Source organism: Saccharopolyspora gregorii, from assembly GCF_024734405.1.
Lineage (GTDB): Bacteria > Actinomycetota > Actinomycetes > Mycobacteriales > Pseudonocardiaceae > Saccharopolyspora_C > Saccharopolyspora_C gregorii.
This window is the reverse complement of sequence record NZ_CP059556.1, coordinates 76,443-97,600: the sequence shown is the minus strand read 5'-3', so window position 1 is coordinate 97,600 and position 21,158 is coordinate 76,443. Positions and strand designations below refer to the sequence as shown.

General features: G+C 71.6%; 23 protein-coding genes and 1 tRNA gene. 7 read left to right on the top strand and 17 right to left on the bottom strand.

The features are described 5' to 3' along the window. Positions 1-213: 213 nt before the first annotated feature. The 4 genes from H1226_RS00440 to H1226_RS00425 all read left to right on the top strand — a co-directional run bounded on the left by H1226_RS00440 (position 214) and on the right by H1226_RS00425 (position 3,975). Positions 214-1,395: an arginine deiminase gene (locus tag H1226_RS00440; protein ID WP_258349525.1), complete on the top strand. Its 1,182-nt coding sequence runs from the start codon at positions 214-216 to the stop codon at positions 1,393-1,395. A 123-nt stretch (positions 1,396-1,518) separates the two neighbouring features. Further along, entirely contained in the window at positions 1,519-2,460 is a 942-nt protein-coding gene (locus H1226_RS00435) for a DNA-processing protein DprA (protein WP_258344836.1), read from the top strand. Between the two features lie 232 nt (positions 2,461-2,692). Beyond that, complete coding sequence (locus H1226_RS00430) at positions 2,693-3,262, top strand: hypothetical protein (RefSeq protein ID WP_258344835.1); 570 nt, start codon at positions 2,693-2,695, stop codon at positions 3,260-3,262. Positions 3,263-3,414: 152 nt separating this feature from the next. Continuing rightward, positions 3,415-3,975 (top strand): ferritin, encoded by a 561-nt coding sequence (locus H1226_RS00425; protein WP_224958348.1) that lies wholly within the window; start codon positions 3,415-3,417, stop codon positions 3,973-3,975. A gap of 71 nt (positions 3,976-4,046) precedes the next feature. Here the strand turns inward: H1226_RS00425 and H1226_RS00420 are convergent, their stop codons facing one another. The 15 genes from H1226_RS00420 to H1226_RS00350 all read right to left on the bottom strand — a co-directional run bounded on the left by H1226_RS00420 (position 4,047) and on the right by H1226_RS00350 (position 18,229). Next, the gene (locus H1226_RS00420; RefSeq protein ID WP_258344832.1) at positions 4,047-4,559 is read right to left on the bottom strand and encodes a hypothetical protein; all 513 of its coding nucleotides are present in this window, start codon (positions 4,557-4,559) and stop codon (positions 4,047-4,049) included. After that, on the bottom strand, positions 4,559-5,134 hold the full coding sequence (locus H1226_RS00415; RefSeq protein WP_373689999.1) for a SigE family RNA polymerase sigma factor: 576 nt from the start codon (positions 5,132-5,134) through the stop codon (positions 4,559-4,561). Before H1226_RS00415 ends, H1226_RS00420 begins: the two co-directional genes overlap by 1 nt. A gap of 120 nt (positions 5,135-5,254) precedes the next feature. Continuing rightward, positions 5,255-6,205, bottom strand: a complete 951-nt coding sequence (locus H1226_RS00410; RefSeq protein WP_258344831.1) for a DUF5926 family protein — start codon at positions 6,203-6,205, stop codon at positions 5,255-5,257. Positions 6,206-6,276: 71 nt separating this feature from the next. Further along, positions 6,277-7,095, bottom strand: coding sequence for a glycerophosphodiester phosphodiesterase family protein (locus H1226_RS00405; RefSeq protein ID WP_258344830.1), 819 nt, complete (start codon positions 7,093-7,095; stop codon positions 6,277-6,279). Between the two features lie 127 nt (positions 7,096-7,222). Continuing rightward, positions 7,223-8,149, bottom strand: coding sequence for a DUF4328 domain-containing protein (locus tag H1226_RS00400; protein WP_258344828.1), 927 nt, complete (start codon positions 8,147-8,149; stop codon positions 7,223-7,225). Beyond that, entirely contained in the window at positions 8,146-8,487 is a 342-nt protein-coding gene (locus H1226_RS00395) for a rhodanese-like domain-containing protein (RefSeq protein ID WP_224958358.1), read from the bottom strand. The genes H1226_RS00400 and H1226_RS00395 overlap by 4 nt, the downstream gene beginning before the upstream one ends. Before the next feature lie 103 nt (positions 8,488-8,590). Beyond that, on the bottom strand, positions 8,591-10,231 hold the full coding sequence (locus H1226_RS00390; protein WP_373689998.1) for a solute symporter family protein: 1,641 nt from the start codon (positions 10,229-10,231) through the stop codon (positions 8,591-8,593). Further along, on the bottom strand, positions 10,228-10,542 hold the full coding sequence (locus H1226_RS00385) for a DUF485 domain-containing protein (RefSeq protein ID WP_258349522.1): 315 nt from the start codon (positions 10,540-10,542) through the stop codon (positions 10,228-10,230). The genes H1226_RS00390 and H1226_RS00385 overlap by 4 nt, the downstream gene beginning before the upstream one ends. 507 nt (positions 10,543-11,049) lie before the next feature. Further along, a complete protein-coding gene (locus H1226_RS00380; RefSeq protein ID WP_258344826.1) occupies positions 11,050-12,834 on the bottom strand; it encodes a sodium/solute symporter in 1,785 nt (594 codons plus the stop codon). Between the two features lie 12 nt (positions 12,835-12,846). Then, the gene (locus H1226_RS00375) at positions 12,847-13,152 is read right to left on the bottom strand and encodes a hypothetical protein (RefSeq protein ID WP_224958340.1); all 306 of its coding nucleotides are present in this window, start codon (positions 13,150-13,152) and stop codon (positions 12,847-12,849) included. 118 nt (positions 13,153-13,270) lie between these two features. Next, entirely contained in the window at positions 13,271-14,128 is an 858-nt protein-coding gene (locus H1226_RS00370) for a LytR/AlgR family response regulator transcription factor (RefSeq protein ID WP_258349521.1), read from the bottom strand. A gap of 314 nt (positions 14,129-14,442) precedes the next feature. Next, on the bottom strand, positions 14,443-15,339 hold the full coding sequence (locus tag H1226_RS00365; protein ID WP_224958339.1) for a S49 family peptidase: 897 nt from the start codon (positions 15,337-15,339) through the stop codon (positions 14,443-14,445). Positions 15,340-15,535: 196 nt separating this feature from the next. After that, a complete protein-coding gene (locus tag H1226_RS00360; RefSeq protein WP_258344816.1) occupies positions 15,536-16,783 on the bottom strand; it encodes a sensor histidine kinase in 1,248 nt (415 codons plus the stop codon). 131 nt (positions 16,784-16,914) lie between these two features. Continuing rightward, positions 16,915-17,760, bottom strand: a complete 846-nt coding sequence (locus H1226_RS00355; protein ID WP_258344802.1) for an Fpg/Nei family DNA glycosylase — start codon at positions 17,758-17,760, stop codon at positions 16,915-16,917. 31 nt (positions 17,761-17,791) lie between these two features. Continuing rightward, positions 17,792-18,229 carry a DUF983 domain-containing protein gene (locus H1226_RS00350; RefSeq protein ID WP_224958336.1) on the bottom strand — a complete coding sequence of 146 codons (438 nt, stop codon included), beginning with the start codon at positions 18,227-18,229 and terminating at the stop codon, positions 17,792-17,794. Between the two features lie 151 nt (positions 18,230-18,380). Here H1226_RS00350 and H1226_RS00345 point away from each other — a divergent pair, with 151 nt between their 5' ends. Both H1226_RS00345 and H1226_RS00340 read left to right on the top strand, forming a co-directional pair. Next, on the top strand, positions 18,381-18,896 hold the full coding sequence (locus H1226_RS00345) for a PPOX class F420-dependent oxidoreductase (protein ID WP_224968868.1): 516 nt from the start codon (positions 18,381-18,383) through the stop codon (positions 18,894-18,896). Positions 18,897-18,998: 102 nt separating this feature from the next. Further along, positions 18,999-19,071, top strand: a tRNA-Gly gene (locus H1226_RS00340). Positions 19,072-19,125: 54 nt separating this feature from the next. Here H1226_RS00340 and H1226_RS00335 read toward each other — a convergent pair. Next, a complete protein-coding gene (locus H1226_RS00335) occupies positions 19,126-19,335 on the bottom strand; it encodes a dodecin (RefSeq protein WP_224958332.1) in 210 nt (69 codons plus the stop codon). A 187-nt stretch (positions 19,336-19,522) separates the two neighbouring features. On the opposite strand from H1226_RS00335, the gene H1226_RS00330 reads away from it, so the two are divergent. Next, a complete protein-coding gene (locus tag H1226_RS00330; protein WP_224958330.1) occupies positions 19,523-20,131 on the top strand; it encodes a lytic polysaccharide monooxygenase auxiliary activity family 9 protein in 609 nt (202 codons plus the stop codon). 229 nt (positions 20,132-20,360) lie between these two features. Here H1226_RS00330 and msrA read toward each other — a convergent pair whose 3' ends face one another. Continuing rightward, positions 20,361-21,023: a peptide-methionine (S)-S-oxide reductase MsrA gene (gene msrA, locus H1226_RS00325; RefSeq protein WP_224958328.1), complete on the bottom strand. Its 663-nt coding sequence runs from the start codon at positions 21,021-21,023 to the stop codon at positions 20,361-20,363. Positions 21,024-21,158: the final 135 nt, after the last annotated feature.

Below are 21,158 nucleotides of genomic sequence, written 5' to 3'. Positions count from 1 at the left end.
CCGGCGAACGGCCCACCCGTCCGGCCCGGTCGGGCGAACGGGCCGTCCGCCCGGCGGTCGGCGGGTCGATCCGAGTCGTCGACGGCGGACAACGGATCGTCCTTCCGGTGGTCGTTCGGCGCAACGTTCGATGTTTTTCGCGCGCGGGAAGCCCTGTTTTCGATCGTGACGGCTAGGCTCGGCGACGTGAACCCACGCGCGAGCGAACCGCACGTGCGCAGCGAGGTCGGCCCGCTGCACACCGTCCTGCTGCACCGCCCGGGCGACGAGCTCAAGCGGCTCACCCCGCGCAACAGCGACCAGCTGCTGTTCGACGCGATCCCGTGGGTGGACCGCGCGCAGGCCGAGCACGACGCGTTCGCCGAGGTGCTGCGCTCCCGCGGCATCGAGGTGGTGCTGCTGCACGAGCTGCTGGTGGAGACGCTGGCCGACCCGCGGGCGCGGGCGGCCGCCGTGCACAGCGCGGTGGACGAGCGGGAGCTCGGCACCGACGTCGCCGACGTGCTCCGCTCCCACCTGTCCACAGTGGACGAGAAGGCGCTGGCGGGCGCGCTGATCGCCGGCATGACCTTCGAGGAACTCCCCGCCGCGGAAGGCGATTCGCTGGTGCGCCGGATGCACCTGCCGCACGACTTCGCGCTGGCCCCGCTGCCGAACCTGCTGTTCACCCGGGATTCCTCGGTGTGGGTGGGAGATCGGGTCGCGGTGGCGGCGCTGGCGATGCCCGCGCGGCGCCGCGAATCGGCGATCACCGACCTGATCTACGCCTACCACCCGCGGTTCTCCCGCTCCGGCCGCGCGTACGGCGCGCACTCCGCACCGGTGGAGGGCGGGGACGTGCTGCTGCTGGCGCCGGGCGTGGTCGCGATCGGCGTCGGCGAGCGCACCACTCCGGCAGGCGCGGAGTCGTTCGCCCGCTCGATGTTCGCCGACGACCTGGCGCACACCGTGCTCGCCGTGCCGATCACCCAGCAGCGCGCGTCGATGCACCTGGACACGGTGTGCACGATGGTCGCCGCCGACGCGGTGGTGATGTACCCGGCGATCCAGGACTCGCTGACCGCGTACTCGCTGCGCCCGCACGAGGATGGCGTGTCCGTGTCCGGCCCGGAACCGTTCCTGGAGTCGGCGGCGCACGCGATGGGCATCGACCGGCTGCGCGTCATCGACACCGGCCTGGACCCGGTGACGGCGGAGCGCGAGCAGTGGGAGGACGGCAACAACACCCTCGCCCTCGCCCCCGGCGTCGTCATCGCCTACGAGCGCAACGCGGAGACCAACTCGCGGCTGGAGGACGCCGGCGTCGAGGTCATCCCGATCAGCGGCTCCGAACTCGGCTCCGGCCGCGGCGGCCCCCGCTGCATGTCCTGCCCCATCACCCGCGGCGAGCTGTGAGCGGCACGCGTTCGCCCAGCCGCCGCCCCGACCGGGAGTGTCGGGGCTTCGTGCGACCGTAGGTGGATCGAGTCCGTGCCAGGATGGACTCAGACCCGACCAGGGGGTGACGAGGTGAGCGCGATGGTCGACGATCCGACCCTGACGTGGGACGACGCCGAACGAGCTGCGCTCGTCGCACTGCTCCGCGAGCGCCCCGGCCGGATGAGCTGGGCCGAGATCGCCGCCGAGGTCAGCGCTTCGGAGAGCGCCCGCGCGGTGTGGAGCCGCCTGGTTCCGGAGGACCTCTTCGGCACCGAGCCGGTGGCGATCACGGCTGCGATCGCGGACGTGGAATCGTGGCGCACCAGCGACTTCCGGTTCTCCACCTTCCTGGACCCGGAATACCCGGTGCAGCTCAGAGAAGTCCACGAAATGCCGCCGGTCCTGTTCAGCCGGGGATCGCTGCGGGTGGTCGATCCAGCGGTGTCCGTGGTCGGCTCCCGCAAGGCTTCCGACCGAGGGCTGCGGGTGGCGAGCACGCTAGCCGGTGATCTCGCGCGGCGGGACATCACCGTGGTCTCCGGACTAGCCGCCGGAATCGACACGGCCGCGCACGAAGCCGCGCTCGACGCGGGCGGGCGCACGGTCGCCTGCATCGGAACCGGGATCACGGTGTCGTACCCGGCCGAGAACCGCGCGCTCCAGGAACGCATCGCACGCGACGGCCTGGTCCTCTCGCAGTTCTGGCCGGACGCGCCACCCCAGCGTCAGAACTTCCCCATGCGCAACGCCGTCATGTCCGGGTACGGCCGAGCGACGATCATCGTCGAGGCCGGCGAGCACAGCGGAGCCCGCATCCAGGCCCGCCAAGCCGTGGAGCACGGCCGATCGGTGATCCTCATCGACGGAGTCGTCCAAGCCAACGCGTGGGCGCAGGAGATCTCCCTCCGTCCAGGGGTGCACGTCGCCACCAGCACTCGCCAGGTGATGGACCTCGTCGAAGAAGCGCTGAACCCCAGCATCCCCACCGAAGACCTGGTCACCGAACTGATCCGCGACCGGGGCGGTCGGAGCCATCGCTGAGCCGGGGCAATTAGACGAGCTCGCGGCCCGCGTCGGTGGCGGCTTCCTCCGGAACACGCTGCGCCTGCGGGGGATCACCTGTCGCGTGTGCACCACGCCGGTGCAGCCCCAGTTCGACCGGTGCTTCCGGTGCAACAAGACGGTCCAGCACGCTCGCCAGCTCGGAGTCGCACCAGCGGACCTCGTCGTACCTCTCGTGTACGCGATCAAAGGTGCTCAGTCGGGCCACTTGATGCACACCTACAAGACTCCGGCGGCCACCCAGGCCGGGACGAAGCGACTGGAGCTGCTGGCACGCCTGGGTGTCGGCTTGCACGCGCGGTGCATTCAGCAGGCGACCGGAAAACCGATCAGCGCGTGGGCGGTCGTCCCCTCCACCCGATCGCCAGGCGCGCACCCCCTCCTGCACGCCGTCGTCCTTCCGGCAATCCGAACCATGGCTCCACCCGGCGAACCGCATGCAGAGATCTCCCTGGGCCCCGGCGCCGAATTCCGCAGGACACCTAGGGAATTGGTTCCCGGAATGTGGAAAATCAACCCCGGCGCCAATCCGGCAGAGCATCACGTACTGCTCATCGACGACACCTGGACCACGGGCGGCAATGCCCAGAGCGCAGCAGTCGCATTGCGGTCGGCCGGCGCATCCGCGGTCACGATCTTGACATTGGCCCGCTGGCTGGACCGATCCCGTGAGCTCGTTCCCGAATTCATCATGGGCCGGCTCGCGCACCGCAACCTCGACCTGTTCCACTGCCCGGCCTTGACGTCAGGCTGCCCGCAGCCCAGGGAGGCATCCCGATGACACTGCCGACAACCGCGGTACCGGCCACCGCAAATCCACTTAGGATTGCCTTGCCGAAATCAGGCAAAGTAAACTTAACCAAGGTTCGGCGAACATTTCCAAGGGTTACCTGACGAATTGCGAGGTGTCAATTGGAGCGTATTCTTCATGCCATGCCCACCACCGCAAAGAAGATCCAGCCCCGCGAATCCCGATTCCACCAGTTGTTGCAGGACCAGGTGCGCAACGAGCTCACCGCCTCGCAGCAGTACCTCGCGGTCGCGGTGTGGTTCGACAACGAAGACCTGCCCCGGCTGGCCGCGCACTTCTACCGCCAGTCGATCGAAGAACGCAACCACGCCATGATGATCGTGCAGTACCTGATGGACAACGACATCAAGGTCGCCATCCCGTCCATCGAAGAGGTCCGCAACGACTTCACCGAGACCCGGGAGCTCGTCGCCCTCGCCCTGGAGCAGGAGCGCGAGGTCACCCAGGAGATCGTGACGCTGGCCAAGGCCGCCCGCGACGAAGGCGACTACCTCGGCGAGCAGTTCCTCCAGTGGTTCCTCAAGGAGCAGGTCGAGGAGGTCTCGCAGATGTCCACGCTGCTGGCCGTCGTCGACCGCTCCGGCGGCAACCTGTTCGACGTGGAGAACTTCCTCGCCCGCGAGACCGTCGGCGACGAGGGCGCCGACCCCACCGCGCCGCCCGCCGCGGGCGGAGCGCTCTGAGCTGACCGCACCCACCACAGCGGCCGACGGCCCCCTGCTCACCCGAGCCGGGGGCCGTCGCGCGTTCCGGGTCAGCCCGGGTCGGACGGTTCGGTGGACGGCTCCGTCGGTTCCGACGTCGGTTGCGGCTCGGACGGTTCGGACGGCTCCGCGGACGTGGACTCCGGTTCCGAGGTGACCTGCCGCAGGATCGACAACCGCTCGTCCTCGGCGTCCTCCGCCGGATCGCCCCGCTCCGGCGGCGACCAGCGCGGCACCCAGCCGCCGCCCGGCGCCGGATCCGCGGGCACCGGCGGGGACGTCGGCAGCGGGATCGGGGGCTGCACCGGCGAGGGCACCGACGTGCCCACCACCGGCGGCACCGCCGGGCGCACCGGCCCCGGATCCGGCCGCGCCACCAGCACCGCTCCCCCGCCGAACAGCACCCCCATCGCCAGCACGCCGCCCACCGCGGCCAGCGTCGTCTGCCGCTTGCGCCGCCGGCGCGCGCCCGCCACCAGCGACCACTCGGCTCCCGTGCGGACCGGCACCTCCAGCCGGTCGTCCGCGAACATCCGGCGCAGCTCGTCGTCGAGGTCGCCCATCACACCCCACCGCCCTCGAACACCGGGCCGAGCCTGCGGCGCAACGTGGCCAGCGCCTTGCTGGCCTGGCTCTTCACCGTGCCCGCGCTGACGCCGAGGGTGTCGGCGATCTCCGCCTCCGACAATCCTTCGTAGTAGCGCAGCACCACCACGGCGCGCTGCCGCGGCGGCAACCCGCGCAGCGCCTGCCACAGCGGCTCGTTCTCCAACCGATCCGGCGACTCCACCGCGGGCACGTCCGGGAACTCGGCCAGCAACGTCTCCCGGCGGGCCCGCCGCCACCGGCTCACGTGCGCGTTCGCCATCGCCTTGCGCACGTACGCGCGCGGCTCCTCGCACTGCTGCCGGATCCTCGCCCAGCGCGCGCCGACCTTCTCCAGCACCGTCTGCACCAGATCGGCCGCGTCGTGCGGGTTCCCCGTCAACGCGTGGCCGTAGCGCATCAAGCCCGGCAGGGCGACGCGCACGAACTCCGCGAAATCGTCCTCCGTCGCCATATCCCCTTGCAGTGCCGGGCGCGACCAGCCCACCGAGGCCTCCGACGAGGCGCGCACGGCAGGCATGTGAGCGGTCACGCCGCCTCCCCTCCCCGGGCTTTCGCTGCGAAGAGGACACGCGAGGCCGGGGGGCGCGGTTGCCGGAACGAGGCTCATTCACTCGAACGGCCCAGCGCGCTCCCGGCCCGGGGAACCGCGTCAGCGCAAGGTGACCTGGCGGCCGCGCAGCCCGTCGCGGGACCGGCGCTCGGTCGCGTCCAGCGGCGAGTCCTCCAGGGACTCCAGCGCTTCCGCCAACCGGCGGCCCAGCGCCGCGGCCGGCTCGTTCCACTCCCGGGGGTGCTTGTCCCGGTCCAGGTCCCACACCGGCACCAGCACGCCGTGCGCGCGGAACGAACCCGCGAACCGGCTGTCCGCGTCCAGCGCCAGCTCACCGCGCGCCGACAGGCGGGCCAGCGCGGCCAGCAACTTCTCCTCCGGCTCCGGGCGCACCCAGCGCAGGTGCGCCTTCTCGCCCGGGTCCACCCAGTACGCCGAGCGCGCGCCCTCCGCGGTCAACCGCTCCGTGGGCATGATCGCCGCGTTCGCCCGCTCCAGGGACAGCGCGACCTCGCCGGTCGCCTCGGTGCCCTCCGGCAGCCACCACGCGAAGTCCTCGTGCAGCTGCACGTCCAGCTCCGCCGCCGGGTCGAGCAGGTCCTGCAGGCGCGTCCGGACCTCCGCCTGCGCCGGCTCCGGGCCCACCACCGGCAGCGACTGGCCCGGCTCCGCCTGCTGTACCCACTCGATCGCGCGGGCCAGGTCCCGGCTCAAATCACCCGAACGGGTCTGCACCTGGAGGCCGATGAACGCCTGCCCGTCCGTGCGGCCCACCGCGGCCGCCGCCATCGGCAGCACCGACGCGACCGTTACCTCCGGGCCGGACAGCAGCGGCAGCCGTGCCGTCGCCGACGGCACGAACTCGCGCAGCGCGACCAGATCGCCCTCCGCGGCGAGCCCCTCGAATGGCCTGGTCACGATCACATCGGTGGCGCCGCCCGCCTTGCCGTGGCACGCCTTGTAGCGCTTCCCCGACCCGCACGGGCAAGGCTGCCTCGGGCCGACGGCGCCCTCAGCTCGCTGGGACGGGGTGGCCGTACGCTTCGACACTCGAAGCCTCCTCGCAGCTGTGACAAGACCCACCGACGCTATCGAGCCGCCACCGCGGCCGACGTCCCGGGTCAGCCGCCCGACAACCGCAGCCGCGTCGCACCCGGCCGGTTCGTCGCCACGAACCGCACCCCCGCGCGGCGGCACAGCTCCACGTCCGCCGGGTCGTCCACCGTCCAGCAGTAGGTGTCCCGGCCCCGCGCCGCCCACCGGCCCGCCAGCTCCGGGTCCCGGCGCAGCAACCGGATGCTCGGGCCCGCCAGGTCGGCCCAGCGCGGCAGCTCCCCCGCCCGCACCGCGCGCGACGCCCGGTCGAACAGCAGCACCGTCGGCACGCCCGGCGCGTCCGCCCGGAACCGGCGCACCGCCGCCGACGAGAACGACATCATCACCACCGGCGACTCGTCCTTGTGCGCGGGCGCCGACACGCCGTGCCGGGCCAGCGCCGCCGTCAACTTCGCCTCCACCAGGCCCGCGTAGCGCACCGGGTGCTTCGTCTCCGCGAACAACCGGATCCGCCTGCGCTGCGCGCGCACCAGGCCCAGCAGGTCGTCGAAGGTCAGGATGCGGCGCTGCGCGGCGCCCACCGCCGCGCTCGCCCGCGGCTCGAACACCAGCTCGTCCGCCGACTCCGGCAGCTCGTGGTGCCAGTGCGCGAAGTCGAAGCGGGACATCGCGGGCAACGTCAACTCGCTCACCACGCCGCGGCCCGAGGAGGTGCGGTCCACCCGGCGGTCGTGCACGCACACCAGGTGCCCGTCCCGGGTGACCCGGACATCGCACTCCAGCGCGTCGGCCCCCTGGTCCAGGGCCACCTGGTAGGCGCCGAGGGTGTGCTCGGCGCGTTCCGCCGACGCACCGCGGTGCGCGACGACCTGCGGGGAAGCCATGCCGGGCATTATCCCGACCGCCCTCCCGAGCCCACCACGCCGGAGGCCCGCCAGGTGAACGGGCCACCCGCCCAGTACGGCTGGACGCCTGGTGGGGCTTCTGGTGGGTCGTTCGCCTGCGGTCGGATCAGCGGGGGGCGTCCGCCGGGCGAGCCGCGCGCGGCGGTTCCGGGGCACCGCGGACGCCGACGACGCGCGGGCGCGCCAGCAGCGTCGGGTCCGACGGCACCAGCAGGCTCGTCACGTATGTGATCACCCGCATCGCCAGCACCGCGCACGCGGCCGCCGCCACGTCCGCCCAGAAGTGCAGCACCACGCCGTCCGCCATCGCCTGCACGCCGTCCCGGAAGCCCCACAGCAGCGCGGCCCAGCCCAGCAGCAGGCTCAACGCCCACGAACCCCACCACCACCCGACCAGCCGCGACGGCCGCGGACGCTCCGCCGCACGACGCGCACCGGCCGCCACCAGCACCCCGTGCTCCAGCTCCGCCAGCGCCGTGCCCGGCGCCACCAGGTTCCAGCCCGGTACCAGGACGCCCGCGACGACCTGCCACTCCGGGCGGCGCGGCGCCACCTCCAGCTGCCGCGCCGACGCGCGCCGCGCCCACACCAGCCACAGCACCGCGAACACCCCGCTGGTCGCGCCGAGCAGCCAGCTCAGCACGCCCGAGGTCACCACCAGCGTGTCCGACAGGTCCAGCGCCACCTTCGACAACGCCGAACCGCGGCTCATCAGCAGCAGGCCGTACCGCCAGGCCTCGGCCACCGCCGCCACGCCGGACACCGCCGCCATCAGCCACAACGCCGACCACGACATCGCCGACAGCCACGTCACCCGCTGCACCGGGTCGACCTGCGGGCGCGTCGGCAACGCCAACGGCCACCGCCAGCCCAGCAGCGGAAAACCCCAGCGGGGGACGCCCGGGTAGGACGGCGGGCCCGAATAGCGGGCCGGTGGGCGCGCGCGGCGCCGCGGCCGCAGGCCACCGGGCGGAGTGGCCACCCACTCCACCCGCAGGCCCGATCCGGCCGGGCGGTCCGGCGGCGTCGTCACAGCACGATCGGGTCGGCGCCGGGCTCGTCCGACACCACCGGACGGCCGATCGCCGACCAGCCGTTCATGCCGCGCTCCACGTTCACCGCGTCCCAGCCGTTCGCGTTCAGGTAGGCCGTGACCCGCGCGGACCGGCCGCCGGAGCGGCACACCACGTAGACCTGGTCGGCCTCGGGGATCTCGTCGAGGCGCTGCGGCACCTCGTTCATCGGGATGTGCAGCGCGCCCGGGGCGTGGCCCGCGGCCCACTCGTCGTTCTCCCGCACGTCCAGCAGCACCGACTTCGCGTCCGGCAGCTCGGCGGGCAGCTCCTCCGGCGGCACGCCGGGTACTTGCATCGGGGTAGTCACGGACCCGATGCTGCCACGCCGCCCGTGGGCCCGTCGTGAGGTGGGGCGGGCCGCCCGTCCACTCGGCTGGACGGGCGGTCCGCCCAGGCGATCAGTGCTGCGGGGTGGACTTCTCGGCGCCCGCCCCGGTGAGCGAGCGGACCTCCATCTCCGCGTACTTCGCCGCGTTGTGCGGCTCCTTGCTCAGGACGGTCCCGAGGTAGCCGAGCAGGAAGGACACCGGGATCGAGATCAGCCCGGGGTTCTTCAGCGGGAACCACGCGAAGTCCAGCGCCGGGAACATCGCCTCCTCGTCGCCGCTCACCGCGGGCGAGAACACGATCAGCACGATGGTCACCGCGAGCCCGCCGTAGATGCTCCACAGCGCCCCGGTGGTGTTGAACCGCTTCCAGAACAGCGAGTACAGCAGCGTCGGCAGGTTCGCCGAGGCCGCGACCGCGAACGCCAGCGCCACCAGGAACGCCACGTTCTGCCCGTTCGCCGCGATGCCGCCGAGGATCGAGACGATGCCGATCACCACCGCGGTGATCCGCGCGACCTTCACCTCCTGGTTCTTGTCGTCGACCTTCCCCTTCTTGAGCACGTTGGCGTAGATGTCGTGCGCGAACGACGCCGAAGCGGTGATCGTGAGGCCGGCGACGACGGCGAGGATGGTCGCGAACGCGACCGCGGAGATGAACCCGAGCAGCAGCGGGCCGCCCAGCTGCAGCGCCAGCAGCGGTGCCGCCGAGTTCACGCCGCCCGGCGCGTCCTTGATCGCCTCGGGCCCGACCATGGCCCCGGCGCCGTAGCCGAGCACCAGCGTGAACAGGTAGAACAGCCCGATCAGCCAGATCGCCCACACCACGGAGCGGCGGGCTTCCTTCGCGGTGGGCACCGTGTAGAAGCGCATCAGCACGTGCGGCAGCCCTGCGGTGCCGAGCACCAGCGCGATGCCCAGCGAGACGAAGTCGAGCCTGCTGGTGCTGCTGGCCCCGTACTGCGCGCCCGGGTTGAGCAGCTCCTCACCACCGGCACCGGCCCGCTCCACGGCGGCCCCGAGCAGCCCGGACAGGTTGAACCCGTAGTGGCCGAGCACCCAGAGGGTCATCACGAACGCGCCCGCGATGAGCAGCGCGGCCTTGATGATCTGCACCCAGGTGGTGCCCTTCATGCCACCGACCAGCACGTACAGGATCATCAGCGCGCCGACGACGGCGATCACGATGGCCTGCTGGCCCTTGCTCTCGATGCCGAGCAGCAGCGCGATGAGCCCGCCGGCGCCGGCCATCTGGGCGAGCAGGTAGAAGAACGAGACCGCCAGGGTGGACAGCGAGGCGGCGGTGCGCACCGGGCGTTCCCGCATCCGGAAGCTGAGCACGTCGGCCATCGTGTAGCGGCCGGTGTTGCGCAGCAGCTCCGCGACCAGCAGCAGCGCCACCAGCCAGGCGACGAGGAAGCCGATCGAGTAGAGGAACCCGTCGTAGCCGTACACGGCGATGGCCCCGGCGATGCCGAGGAACGACGCCGCCGACAGGTAGTCACCGGAGATCGCGATGCCGTTCTGCGGCCCGCTGAACGCCCGGCCCGCCGCGTAGTAGTCCGAGGCGGTGCGCGTGTTGCGGCTGGCGCGGAACACGATGACCAGCGTGACCAGCACGAACAGCCCGAAGATGCCGATGTTGAGCCACCGGTTGGACGCGGTGTCGGTCTGCTGCGCGAGGAACGGGTGGGCGGCCTGGAGTGTGGTCACCGCTGCTCTCCTTCGACGCGTTCGCGGATCTGCTCGGCGACCGGGTCCAGGTTCTTGTTGGCGTACCGGACGTAGAGCGTCGTGATGAGGAAGGTGGAGACGAACTGCAGCAGCCCGAGCACCAGGCCCACGTTGATGTTGCCGATGAGCTTGATGCTCATGAACCCGTGCGCGTAGTCGGCGAGCAGGACGTAGATCAGGTACCAGACGAGGAAGATCGCCGATACCGGGAAGACGAATTTGCGCAGCCGTTGCCGGAGCGTGGCGAATTCGGGGCTGTTCTGCGCGGCCGCCCAGGTCTCGGCGTCGATGGCGGGACCTGGGTCGCCGCTGGCGCTGGGGTCGCTGCCGGGGCTGGGGTCGCTCTGGCCCGTGGAGCTCACGGTTGTCCTCCTGGGTAGGAGAGGTCGCACCCGCCGGCGACGTGTGACCTCTATCTCCTGTCGACGCGCGAACGCTACGTAGTTCGTCCGAATCTGGAAAGACCCCGAACGTGGATTGATATCAATCCGCTGGGTGACCGAAGCGCCGACATATCCCTGATCATGACACGCGGGGTGACCTCTGTCACGCCATCTACCCGTTCGGCCCAATACGAGACTCGGCAGGTCAGCGAGTCGCCCGGCCGACCACCCGGACGAACCGGACGCGACGGCGCGGAGCAGCGCGCACCGGCCGCCGATCGCACGCGGTGAGCACCGGGGAAGCCCGGTCCCGAGACCACGTTCGCGCTGATCACCGGCCCGGGGCCACCACCACCGGTCGCCGGGCGCCCGCCGCCGACGCACCGCACCGCCGAACGAGCTGATCCGATCGGGCTAACGCCGGTGCCGACCGCCGGAATCCTTGCTCGGCACGGGCTTGCGCACCCGCCGATCGTCCTGGAAACCCAGCCGGTCCGGCGCGTGCATGCGCAGCATCACCCGGGACACGCCCTCCGGGAGCTGCCGCTTGGTGCCCGCGCTGACCAGCACCATCACCAGGAACGCCACCGGGACGCTCACCAGGGCCGGCTGTTGCACCAGCTCCGCCAGCACCCCTTCGCCGCCCGGACGCAGCGCTCCCACCACCAGCGCCGCCAGCACCAGCGCGCCGCCCGCCACCAGACCGGCCGCCGCGCCGAACGCCGTCAGCCCGCGCCACCACACCCCCAGCACCAGCAGCGGGCAGAACGTCGACGCCGCCATCGCGAACGCCAACCCGATGCTGCGCGCCAAGTCCTGCTCCGCCACCAGCAGCGCCAGCACCATCGGCACCGCCGCCGAGGCGAGCAGCAGCAGCGGCATGTGCCAGCCCCGCACCCGCTGGAAGTTCGACGACACCACCCCGGACAGGCTCACCACCAGCCCGGACGAGGTCGACACGAACGCCGCGAACGCGCCGGCCGCCGTCAACGACGTCAGGACCCCGCCCGGCCAGCTGCTCAGCATCGCGTTCGGCAGCAGCAGCACCGCGGCATCCGTCTGCCCGGTGACCAGCAGCTTCGGCACGAACAACCGGGACAGCAGCCCCAGCACCGTCGGGAACAGGTAGAAGGTGCCCAGCAGGACCAGCACGAACAGCGCCGTGCGCCGCGCACCGTGCCCGCTCGGGTTCGTGTAGAAGCGCACCAGCACGTGCGGCAGGCCCATCGTGCCCAGGAACGTCGCCACCAGCAGCGAGTACGTGCCCACCAGCGAAGCCGGACCGGAGCCGGACGGGTGCAGCCACGAACCGTTGTCCGGTTCCGCCTCGGACACCACCGGAACCGCCGCGCCCGCCTCGAACGAGAGGGTGCTGCCCGCGTCGACCTCGTACTCCCCCGGCGGGACCCAGGTGTTCGCCTGCCCGTTCGGCTGCAGCGGGCCGCCCGGCGACTCCCGCGGCGCGTCCACCAGCACCCAGGTCGGCTCGACGACCCGCAAGGTCACCGGCGTCTCGACCTCCACCGCGGTCCGGGTCTCGAACACCGGTCCCGGCTCGTTCAACCGGTCCGCCGAACCGCCCAGCAGGAACACCCCGAACAGCACGAACGCCGGCGCCGTGATCGCGAACAGCTTCAGCCAGTACTGGAACGCCTGCACCAGGGTCACCGCGCGCATGCCGCCGCTGAACACGCTCGCCAGCACCACCGGCAGCAGCGCCACCGCACCCACCCAGGCGGGCAGCTCGGTGAGCACCGCGAACGTCAACCCGGCCGCCTGGAACTGCGGCACCAGGTACAGCCAGCCGATCAACACCACCAGCGCCGTGGTCAACCAGCGCAGCCACGGCGAATCCAGCCGCACCACCGCGAAGTCCGGCACCGTGTAGGCCCCGGACCGGCGCAGCGGCGCCGCCACGAACAACATCACCGCCAGGTAGCCGGAGGCGAACCCGATCGGGTACCAGAGCGCCTGCGACCCGTCCTTGAGCACCAGCCCGGCCACGCCGAGGAACGACGCCGCGGACAGGTACTCGCCGGAGATCGCGGCCGCGTTGCGCTCCTCCCGCACCAGGCGCCGCGCGCGGTGCAGGTCCGAGGTGGTCCGGGCGTGGCTCGACCCCCACACGCCGATGGCGAAGGTCGCCGTCACCACGACGGCGATACCGCCCAACGCCCAGAACACGGAGATCTCCGGCACCGCCGAGCCCCGCTACCGCTCGATCATGTGCAGGAAATCGCGCTCGTGCCGAGCCGCGGCCCGCGAGTACCAGAAGCCGAGCAGCACCATGAACGGGTAGGGCAGCACCCCGAGGACCAACCAGGGCAACCGGATTCCGGCGATCACCATGTCTCCCAGCGACGGCAGCACGTGGAACAGCAGCGGCAGGCCGAACAGCCCGGCCCCGAGCAGACCCGTCATCAGCAGTGCGCTCCGCAGCTGGGCGCGCACCAGGTAACTGACCAGCACTTCGCCGACGCTGGTCTGCTCCTCCAGCTCCATGATCGTACGGGCCACCGGCCTGCTGCGGCGGCGATCGGAGAGAACGACGCGCTGCCTGCGGGGACGACGGCCGCCTGCGGCGGTCGCCGGTTGTTCCGGCGTCATGCCCGACCGGCCGGGCGGCGGGGCGCGCTCATCCCTGCGACCCCCAGCCCTGTCTCGGCGCGCGCACCAGCCGGTCCTTGAGCTCCCGGGTGTGGCGCCTGCTGACCGGCAGCTCCTTCGGCTCGCCGCCGCCGAGCAGCACCGAGTAGCCGGACGAGGACATCCGCAGCTCGGTGACCAGCGTCATCGACACCAGGTACGAGCGGTGGATGCGGATGAAGTTGGCGTCCGCCCAGCGCTCCTCCAACTGCGCCAGCGGGATCCGCACCAGGTGCGAGCCGCCGTCGGTGGTGTGCAGCCGCGCGTAGTCGCCCTGCGCCTCCACCCAGCGGACCGTCTTGCGGGAGACCATCTTCGTCGTGCCTGCGAGTTCCACCGGGATCACCTCGTCCTCGTCGGCCGCGGCGGGGAGTTCCGCGGCCGTGGCGTCGGCCCGGCCACCGGCGGCGCGTTCGGCCTTGCTGCGCTCGATGTTGCGCAGCGCCCGGTCCACCCGGTCCGCGTCGGCGGGTTTCATGATGTAGTCCAGCGCGCCCACCTCGAACGCCTCCAGCGCGTTCTCCTCGTGGCCGGTGATGAACACCAGCGAGGGCGGCTGCTTGAAGGCGTTGAGCACCCTGGCGAGTTCCATGCCGCTGAGCCCCGGCATCGAGACGTCGGCGAACACCGCGTCCACCACGGAGTCCTCGCCGTCCCGGGAACGCAGCTGGTCGTCGCTGCGCAGCAACCGCAACGCCTCCGCGGCGTCGAACGCGGTAAGCACCCGGCCCACCCGCGGGTTGTTGCCGAGCAGGAACTTCATCTCGTCCAGCCCGGCCATCTCGTCGTCCACCGCCAGCACCACCAGTCCCGTGGTGCCGACCTGCGCGCTCGTGTCCGGTTGAATACTCACTGTAACGCCAATCCTGCCGCGCCGGGTGGCGCACTGTCCACGATCAGGTTTCTCGGCTCGGTGCGCCACGACGGCGTCGTCGCGGAGCCCGGCTCGCACGTGCGGCGTTGCCGAGGGATGCCGTGGCAGCCGCTGCGTCGATCATCGTGGCATCACTCGGCCGAGCGACACAGGCCACGCCGCGAGCCACGGCTGAGTGAGGTGTGTCACGCCGCCGGATCAACGTACGGTGCGCACCCGGGCAGGACTGCGGCGGGGTCGGCGAAGCGCGACCGCGGCGGTCCCGCCGGTCGCGCTCCGCCGGGCGGTCACAGCCCGAAGCGGGACCACTGGGCGCGCTGCTCCAGCGCCTCCACCAGGGAGGACGCCGAGGCGCCGAGCCCCAGCCGGGTGCCGGGGGCGCTGCCGCTGAGCCGGGCCAGCAGCGGCTTGCGCGGTTCGACGTCCACGATGTGCGCCTTCGGGAACCGCTCCGCGACGATGCCGCGCAGCGTGCCCAGACCGTCGACGAGCCCGAGCTCCTTCGCCTTCGCGCCGGTCCACACCTCGCCGGTGAACAGGTCGGCGTCGGCGAGCTTGCCCCCGCGCCGCTCCCGCACCCAGTCGGTGAACTGGTCGTGCAGCTCGGTCTGCAGACCGTGCAGCCAGCGCACGTCGTCGTCCTTCTCCGGGCTGAACGGGTCGAGCCGCACCTTGTTCTCGCCCGCGGTGTAGACCCGGCGCTGCACGCCGATGCGCTCCAGCAGCCCGTCGAGCCCGAAGCTCGCGCTCACCACGCCGATGGAGCCGACCATCGAGGTGCGGTGCGCGTAGATCTCGTCGGCGGCGCACGCCAGCCAGTACCCGCCGGACGCGGCCACGTCCTCGCAGAACGCCAGCACCGGCACCTTCTTCTCCGCCGCCAGCTGGCGGACCCGGTCCGCGACCAGCGCCGACTGGGTCGGCGCCCCGCCCGGCGAGTTGATCGACAGCACCACCGCGGACAGCCGGTCGTGCCCGAACGCGCGGCTCAGCGCCGACTCGGTGGTCTGCAGCGAGATGGTGCCGCGGTTCATCGGGCTCGGCGTCGGCGTGATCGTGCCGTGCAACTTGACCACCGCCACCACCGGTCCGCGTTCGGCCCGCTCGGCCAGCTTCGGCGGCAGCTTCGAGGCGAGCTTGCCGGTCAGGACGTCGGTGAACTTCTGCGGTGCGTTGTCGTTCATGCCCCGACGTTACCGGCTCGGCGGGCCCGCCGACGGGCTCCGGAAGCGGCCGGCGGGACCGTTCGCACCAGGTGAACGGCCCGTCCGGGCGCGGGTCCGGGACGGGGCTGGACGGGTCGGTGGGCTGCGCGGGTCAGGGACTGGACTGCGCGGATCAGCGGCTGGGCTGGGCGGATCAGCGGCTGGGCTGCGTAGATCAGCGGCTGGGCTGGGCGCTCGCGCCCGGGGCCGGCTCGTCGAAGGCGGCCACCGGCAGCGGGAGCACGCCGGGCGCGAACTTCGGCACCCGCATGATCACCTTCATCCCCGCGTTCTCCGCCGTCTCCACCACCAGGCCGTAGTCGTCGCCGAACGTGGCCCGCATCCGGTTGTTGATGTTGCCGAGGCCGACGTGCGCGCCGGTGAGGTGCGCGTTCGCCAGCTCCGCGTCCAGCCGGTTCGGGTCCATCCCGATGCCGTCGTCGTCGACGCTGATCAGCGCCTCGGAGCCGCGGTCCTCGGCCACCACCGACACGGTGCCGCCGCCCGGCTTCGTCGCGAGCCCGTGCCGCACCGCGTTCTCCACCAGCGGTTGCAGCGCCAGGAACGGCACCACCACCGGCAGCACCTCCGGTGCGATCTTGAGCTGCACCTTCAGCCGGTCCGGGCCGAACCGGGCGCGCTCCAGGATCAGGTAGCGGTCGATGTTGCGGATCTCGTCGGCCAGCGTCGTGTAGAGGCCGGTGGAGCGGAACGAGTAGCGGGTGAAGTCGGCGAACTCCATCAGCAGGTCGCGGGCCTGCTCCGGGTCGTTGCGGATCTGCGAGGAGATGGTGTTGAGCGCGTTGTAGATGAAGTGCGGCGAGATCTGCGCCCGCAGCGCCCGCACCTCCGCGTGCGCCAGCTTCTCCTTCGACTCCTGCAGCTCGGCGAGCTCCAGGTGGGTGGACACGTGGTGCGCGACCTCGCTGGCCGCGCGCAGCAGCCGCTTCCGATCCCCACCGCTGATGATCACCAGCGCGCCGCGGATCTCCCCGGACACCTCCAGCGGCACCACGACCCCGTACCGCATCAGGCAGGGCCGCTGGTCGCACAGCAGGTCGGTGTGGTCGATGTACTCGCGCTTGCCGTCGCGGAGCGTGATCTCGATCTTGCCGCGCAGGTCCGCGTAGTGCTGGTTCGCGTCGCCGTCCCAGCTCAGCAGGGTCGCGTCCGCGTCCACCACGCCCACCGCCACGCAGGAGAGCAGTTCGCGCAGGTGGGGGGCGGTCTTGTCCGCCGATTCCTGCGTCATGCCCGCGCGCAGGAACGGCGCGGCACCCGTCACGTGGTGCAGCGCCGTCAGCATCGCGTCCTCCACCGAGGTGCTCACCCGGCGCGAACGGCACAGCAGCACGAACATTCCGAGCACGGCGAGGGCGGCGAGCGCGGTCAGCACGGTCCGCTCGGTCAACAGCTCCGGCACGTCCACCAGTATTCGTCCCAGGCACGCGGGGAATCAAGAACGCTACGCCGGGTAGCCGGATCCGAGCGGTGAACGGTGCTCACCGACTCCGTTCGGACCTGTCGGCTGCGCCGGACGAACCGGACCGGCGGTCACTTCAGCAACCGCGACATCCGCCGGTCCGCCAACCGCTTGCCGCCGGTCTGGCAGGTGGGGCAGTACTGCAGCGAGCGGTCCGCGAACGACACCTCCCGCACCAGGTCACCGCACACCGGGCAGGGCAGGCCGGTCCGCCCGTGCACCCGCAGCCCGGAGCGCTTCTCCGCCTTCAGCCGCGCCGCGTCCCGGGAGCGGTCGACGGCGTCGGAGAGCACCTCCCGCAGCGCGGCGTGCAGCCGCCGCACCGCGTCCTCGCCCAGCTTCCCGGCGGTGGCGAACGGGGACAGCTTCGCGCGGTGCAGCACCTCGTCCGAGTAGGCACCGCCGACGCCGGCCAGCCGCGACTGGTCGGTGAGCACCGTCTTCACCCGCTCCGAGCGCCCGGCGAGCACCGCGGCGAACTCCTCCTCGGTGATGCCGAGGGCGTCCGGCCCGAGCTTCGCGATGCCGGGCACCTCGGCGGGGTCGTGCACGATCCACGCGGCGAGCCGCTTCTGCGTGCCCGCCTCGGTGAGGTCGAAACCGGGTCCGTCGAGGTGCACCCGCATCGCGATCGGCCCGCGGCCCGGCTTCGGCGGGGCGGGCGCGAGCGCGTCGGACCAGCGCAGCCAACCGGCCCGCGCCAGGTGCACCACCAGGTGCAGGCCGTCGCAGTCCAGGTCCAGGTACTTGCCGCGCCGGTCCGCGCCGGTCACCACCCGGCCGGCCAGCGCGGTGTGCGGCGGGTCGGCGGTCTTGAGCACGCTCATCGAGGCCACGTCGACCCGGGTGACGGCGCGCCCCGCGGCGACGTCCCGCAGGTGCCGCGCCAGCGCTTCGACTTCCGGCAGCTCAGGCACCACACCAGTCTGCCAAGATCCGCGGCCGGGCTCACTCGGTCGGCTGCAGGGAACCGTTCATGTCGGGTTCGGCGTAGAGCTCGATCTGGCGGGCGATCTTCGCCGTCTCCTGGCGCGTGTTGAAGAAGCCGCGCTGCACGCCGACCCAGCGCTCCGGCTGGTGCTCGTCCTCGTCGCCCGGGGTCTCCGCGATGATCGTCCACGGGCGGTGCATCAACCAGCGGACCGGGAAGAACAGCACCGCGACGATCAGCAGCAGGATCAGCCAGATCGGGATGTAAACGCCCTCCGGGGTCCACAGGACGAAGGTCAGGATCAGCACCGCGAGCACGCCGAACATGAGGATCGCCGGCCCGGCGCCACCGTTCACGTCGTGCTCGAAGTCGTCGCCCGCGATCGGGTTCGACCACTCCAGGCTGGAACGCACGTTCCACAGCCTGCCGTCGGATCCCCGCACCACCCGGTTCATCGTCGCCTCCTCGCCCGGCGCCGGGCGTTCTCGGATCGTTCGTCCCAGCCGTGCCCCCGGTTCCGGCGGCAGCGCGCCGTCACCGAGCGTGCCGATACCGTATCGCGCCCGTCATCGGCCTTGAGGGTGAAACCCGGGGGCACCCGGATCATTGTCGATCACGGACGGCGAGGGGACCAGCCCCGGCCGGTTCGCCGACCGCGGAACCCGGGCCCGCGGCGCTACGGTGGGCGCCACCACCACGACCGGGGAGGACGAGATGGATCTCGACCGGGCGCGTTCCTTCCTCCGCGAGCACCACCGGGCGGTGCTGGGCACCCTGCGCGCCGACGGCACGCCGCAGCTGGTGCCCGTGCTCGTCGCCGTCGACGACCGCGGGCGCGCGCTGATCAGCACCCGGGACGGCAGTGCGAAGGTGCGGAACCTGCGGCGAGACCCCCGAGCGTGGATCTGCGTGCTGCCGGACGAGTTCTTCGGCGAGTGGATCCAGGTCGACGGCGCGGTGGAGGTGGTCGAGCAGCCGGCGGCGTTGCCGCTGCTGGAGGACTACTACCGCCGGGTCGCCGGGGAGCACGAGGACTGGTCCGCGTACCGGCGGGCGATGGCCGAGGAGCGCCGGGTGCTGCTGCGGATCGAGTTGGAACGGGCCGGTCCGAGCCGGCGGTGACCCCCCGGGAACGGCTCGCGAACGATGGGTTAGAGTGTTCTCAACAGCGCTTCGAGGGGCGCGAAGATCACTCCGGTGATCGGGACTCCCGAGATCGTTGATGCGGATGTAGCGCAGCTGGTAGCGCATCACCTTGCCAAGGTGAGGGTCGCGGGTTCGAGTCCCGTCATCCGCTCGCAGAAGGCCCCGCCGGTGACGGCGGGGCCTTTTTCGTGCGTGCTCGGTCCGGTCAGTCCTCCAGCTTGAACCCGATCTTGAGCCCGACCTGGAAGTGCGCGACCTCGCCGTTCTCGACGTGGCCGCGCACCTCGGTGACTTCGAACCAGTCCACCTCCCGCAGCGTTCGCGCGGCGCGGCGCACCCCGTTGCGCACGGCGTCATCGACGCCCTGCTCGGACGTTCCGACGATCTCGGTGACCCGATAGACGTTGTCTGCCATGCCGGGATGGTCCGCACGGCCGCAGCACCCCGCAAGCCGACGGCGATCATGGGCTAGACCAATCGGGCTCAAGGTCTGGACCAATAGCGGTGTGTCTGCCAACCTCATGTTGCCCGGAACGGAGCTATTAAGCCAGAAGAGTGAGACGTACTTTTTGCGACACCGATTCAGAAAGGAGCACTCCCCCATGCTCAAGAAAAGTGTGAAAAGCACGATCGGTATCGCCGCCGTCAGCATCGCCGGATTGGCGTTGCCGGTTTTCACGTCCGGAGTCGCGACCGGCCACGGATTCGTCCAGAGCCCCGCGAGCCGCCAGGAGGCCTGCTCGAACGGGACGCTGAACGACTGCGGCGCGATCCAGTGGGAACCGCAGAGCGTCGAAGGCCCGAAGGGCTTCCCCGAAGCCGGCCCCGAGGACGGCAGCATCTGCTCCGCGGGCCTGGAGCAGTTCTCCGAGCTGGACGACCCGCGCGGCGGTCAGTGGCCCACCACGGACGTCGCCGCTGGTCAGGACTTCCAGTTCCAGTGGAAGATCACGGCGGCGCACTCCACCAGCTCGTTCCGCTACTACGTCACGAAGGACGGTTGGGACCCCACCCAGCCGATCAGCCGCGACCAGCTCGAACCCACCCCGTTCGTCGACGTGGACTACGGCGGCGCCCAGCCGCCGAACACCTACACCCACGACGGGAAGATGCCGGAAGGCAAGTCCGGCAGGCACGCCATCGTCGGCGTGTGGGACGTCGCGGACACCGCGAACGCGTTCTACTCCTGCGCGGACGTGAACTTCGGCTGATTCGATGATCTAGAATGTCCCCGGTGCCGCGGCCCGGCGTGCCACTAACACGCCGGGCCGCGGTGCATCGCATTCCGCGGAACGGAATTCGACGCTCCCGGCGGCGCGCTCGGCGGCCGTCCGGGAATTCTGTTTATTGAACGGAATCGCGGTAAATTCCGCTCGCGGTTCACCCGGATCGCCCCGGCCGAACCGAGTGGATCTTGCCACGCCGGGCGACCGGCCGCGATCACTCCGTGACGAGCCCGACAGGGCAGGACACCCCGGTGCCGCCGATGCCGCAGTAGCCGTTCGGGTTCTTCGCCTCGGACAGGTACTGCTGGTGGTAGCCCTCGGCGTAGTAGAACTCGCGCAGCGGCGCCACCTCGGTGGTGATCGTGCCGCGGCCCGCCGCGGTCAACGCCGCCTGGTAGCCGTCGCGGGTCCGCTCGACGACGGCGCGCTGCTCGTCGTCGGCGAAGTAGACCGCCGAGCGGTACTGGCTGCCGCGGTCGTTGCCCTGCCGCAGGCCCTGCGTCGGGTCGTGGCCCTCCCAGAAGACCTTCAGCACCCCGGCCAGGTCGATCACCGCCGGGTCGAACACGACCAGCACGGCCTCGGTGTGCCCGGTCAGACCGCTGCACACCTCCTCGTAGGTCGGGTTCGGCGTGTAGCCGCCCGCGTAGCCGACCGCCGTCGTCCACACCCCGTCCGTGCGCCAGAAGATCCGTTCCGCGCCCCAAAAGCAGCCCATGCCGACGACCAGCGACTCGGTGCCCTGCGGGAACGGCGGCACGATGGTGCGGTCGCCGAAGACCGCGTGCCGCTCCGGCACCGGCAGCGGGGTGGAGCGCCCGGGCAACGCCTCGTCCGGGCCGATCATGCGGGTCCTGTCACCGAAGAACAGCGCCATGCCACCGATGCTACGCGCGGGATCAGCGGTGGTCCGGGCCGTGTGGAGCGCCCCGCGCCCGGGGTGACGGGCGCGGGGCGCGGATGCGTCGTGGGGACTCCCCTCCCCCGAACGCAGCAACACCGTAGAACGCGC